Annotated in this window: 2 protein-coding genes; both read left to right on the forward strand. The window is 66.0% G+C overall.

The features are described 5' to 3' along the window. The first annotated feature begins 334 nt into the window (after positions 1-334). Positions 335-1,219: a LysR family transcriptional regulator gene (locus ACK6AU_RS31785; RefSeq protein WP_409303716.1), complete on the forward strand. Its 885-nt coding sequence runs from the start codon at positions 335-337 to the stop codon at positions 1,217-1,219. Between the two features lie 185 nt (positions 1,220-1,404). Continuing rightward, the gene (locus tag ACK6AU_RS31790) at positions 1,405-2,241 is read left to right on the forward strand and encodes a bifunctional allantoicase/(S)-ureidoglycine aminohydrolase (protein ID WP_409303718.1); all 837 of its coding nucleotides are present in this window, start codon (positions 1,405-1,407) and stop codon (positions 2,239-2,241) included. Positions 2,242-2,543: the final 302 nt, after the last annotated feature.

Below are 2,543 nucleotides of genomic sequence, written 5' to 3' on the forward strand. Positions count from 1 at the left end.
TGGTGACGCGTCTCCCGCCCTCCCCGGTCCGGCGTAGCGCGCCAACCGCCCTGTTTTTTTTCCCTCGCCCGCCGCAGCCGCGACTTGAGGCGCGGGCGTGTTGTGCCCAAAAAATCGAGAGGCCGGGGGTGCACGGGCCGCCGGGGTGGGGCGAAGAACAGAAACAAGGGTGAGTGCCGCGATAGGCCGGGAGGGGCAGGGCGATGTACGAACCACCGCCGTCGACAGCGCTCCGGGCCCGGTGCGCAAGGCGTCGCCCGTGGGGTGCGGGGCATTGTTTCCCCGAGGCCGGCCCGGTAGAAAGGCGCAACGCATTCAGAAAACAGATATCAACATGAGCGACATCGAGAAATCCACTAGCCGCCTGTTCGACCTCGACCTGCTGCGAGCCATCGTCACGGTGGCCGATTGCGGTAGCTTCACCACCGCGGCCACGCGCCTGCACTCCACCCAGTCCACCGTCAGCCAGAAGATCCGCCGCCTGGAAGAGATGGCCGGGCATCGCTTGCTCGAGCGCGGCAACCGCGACGTGCTGCCCACCGATGCCGGCGAGACGTTGCTGGGTTATGCCCGGCGCCTGCTGGCGCTGAACGACGAAATGCTCGAGGCGCTGTCCGGGGCCACGGTGGCGCTGGCGGTGCGCATCGGCGTGCCGGATGACTTCGCCACCGGTCGTACCACCGAACAGCTGGCGGCCTTCAACCGACGCTATCCGCAGGTCAAGCTGGAGGTCACCAGCGGCATGAGCCGTGACTTGAGCGCCAGTTACGACCGTGGCGAACTCGACCTGGTGCTGCTCAAGCAACGCCAGAACAGCCGCGAGGCACAAGCCTGCTGGCCGGAAAAGACCCGTTGGGTGGACAGCGCCAGGAACCCCTGCATCGACCTGGACCCGTTGCCCATCGTGACTTTCCCGCCCAGGGGGGTGTACCGCGATGAAATGATCAGCGCCCTGGAAGGCATCGGCCGGCGCTGGCATATCAGTTTCACCAGCTCCAGCCTCAGTGGCCTGCAATCGGCCATCGCCGATGGCATGGGCATCGGCCTGCTGCCGCTGCGGGCGGTGACGGCGGAGCACCAGGTGCTGGCCAAGGCCAGCGGACTGCCGGCGGTGGATGTGTTCGAGGTGGCATTGCTGCACCGCCCGGCGGCCGATCCCATGGTCAGGGAGCTGGCGCGGGTGCTGTCCCGGGTGCTGGCCCAGGACACGCGCGGATGAGCTTGTTGGGTATTCGATAAATGAATGTCACCTATTTCGGTATTTAATTTGTGCATGAAGAGGCGGCTGGATATCGTGGTGCCCATGGCGGCCCACGCCACGCCGTTGGCGTACCGGGCCCAGGCTTTGTTCACCCTGCCTGCCGTGACGGGCGGGGCAGCAAAACAACAATGAGGAGAGTCTCCATGTCCAAGTCCAGTTACTACGCGCCGCATGGCGGGCACCCGGCCCAGACCGAGCTGCTCACCGACCGTGCGATGTTCACCGAAGCCTACGCGGTGATCCCCAAGGGCGTGATGCGCGATATCGTCACCAGCCACTTGCCCCATTGGGACAACATGCGCATGTGGGTCATCGCCCGCCCGCTGTCGGGTTTCGCTGAAACCTTCTCCCAGTACATCGTCGAAGTCGGCCCCAATGGTGGCAGCGACAAGCCCGAGCAGGACCCCAACGCCGAGGCGGTGCTGTTCGTCGTCGAGGGTGAGGTGAACCTGACCCTGCAAGGCCAGCAACATGTGCTCACGCCAGGAGGCTATGCCTTCATTCCGCCGGCCGCCGACTGGAAGCTGCGCAACACCAGCGGCACCGAAGCGCGCTTCCATTGGATTCGCAAGCATTACCAGAAGGTCGATGGCGTGCCGTACCCGGAGGCTTTCGTCACCAACGAGCAAGACATCGAGCCTCGGGTGATGCCCGACACCGAAGGTCGCTGGAGCACCACCCGCTTCGTCGACATCAGCGACATGCGCCATGACATGCACGTCAATATCGTCAACTTCGAGCCGGGCGGCGTGATTCCGTTCGCCGAGACCCATGTCATGGAACACGGTCTCTATGTGCTGGAAGGCAAGGCGGTGTATCGCCTGAACCAGGATTGGGTCGAGGTCGAGGCCGGTGACTTCATGTGGTTGCGTGCGTTCTGCCCGCAAGCCTGCTACTCCGGCGGCCCGGGTCGCTTCCGCTACCTGCTGTACAAGGATGTGAACCGCCAGATGCGCCTGACCCTGAACGCGCCGCATTGATGCGCAGGGCCAGGGCAGCGAGCGGCTGCTGCCCTGGCTGCCCTGGCTTGGTACCGGACCGGCGAGCGAGCGCCGGTTTTCTTTTGCCCCGGCAAAAGCGCTTCACCGGCGGGGCCGCATCGCCTGGCCGCGGATGCCGACGCCAGAGTGGCGGGCGCCAGCAGAACCCGAGCATTCCCGGGGGGGGGGGGGGGGGAGGCGTGGCGGACCGGGGGGGGTCGCGCGCGCGGGCCGGGTCTTTCTCTCAACCGCGCCCCCCCCGCGCGAAGGGCGGTCTGTGTCTCAGGCTGGCCGCTCGATCC

The organism is Pseudomonas sp. KCJK8993 (genome assembly GCF_046230915.1).
In the GTDB taxonomy this organism is placed as follows: Bacteria; Pseudomonadota; Gammaproteobacteria; order Pseudomonadales; family Pseudomonadaceae; genus Aquipseudomonas; species Aquipseudomonas piscis.